The organism is Serratia odorifera, assembly GCF_041448735.1.
GTDB lineage: Bacteria > Pseudomonadota > Gammaproteobacteria > Enterobacterales > Enterobacteriaceae > Serratia_F > Serratia_F odorifera.
This window is the reverse complement of the sequence record NZ_JBGMUT010000061.1, coordinates 1-638: the sequence shown is the minus strand read 5'-3', so window position 1 is coordinate 638 and position 638 is coordinate 1. Positions and strand designations below refer to the sequence as shown.

Annotated in this window: 1 protein-coding gene; it reads left to right on the top strand. The window is 64.3% G+C overall.

From position 1 onward, the window contains the following. Positions 1-638 (top strand): transketolase-like TK C-terminal-containing protein (locus ACCC84_RS23605; RefSeq protein WP_443096499.1); only part of this gene is annotated, 638 nt, incomplete at both ends.

Here is a 638-nt window from a genome sequence, read left to right as displayed (position 1 = left end):
TCGCAGAACGCGCTGGAAGCGTTCGGCAAACTGCTGCCGGAGTTCCTCGGCGGCTCCGCCGACCTGGCGCCAAGCAACCTGACCCTGTGGTCCGGCTCCAAATCGCTGGGCGATGACCTGGCCGGCAACTACATCCACTACGGCGTGCGCGAGTTCGGCATGACCGCCATCACCAACGGCATCGCGCTGCACGGCGGTTTCCTGCCGTACTCGGCGACCTTCCTGATGTTCGTGGAATACGCCCGTAACGCGGTGCGCATGGCGGCGCTGATGAAAATCCGCAACGTGTTCGTCTACACCCACGACTCCATCGGTCTGGGAGAAGACGGCCCGACTCACCAGCCGGTGGAGCAGTTGGCCAGCCTGCGGGTGACCCCGAACATGAGCACCTGGCGTCCGTGTGACCAGGTGGAATCGGCGATTGCCTGGCAGTACGGCATCGAGCGCCACGACGGCCCGACCACGCTGATTTTCTCACGCCAGAACCTGGCGCAGCAGCCACGTGACGCCGAGCAGTTGGCCAACGTGTACCGCGGTGCCTACGTGCTGAAAGACTGTGACGGCACGCCGGAGCTGATTTTGATTGCCACCGGTTCGGAAGTGGAGCTGGCGGTGGGTGCGTATGAGCAGCTGACGGG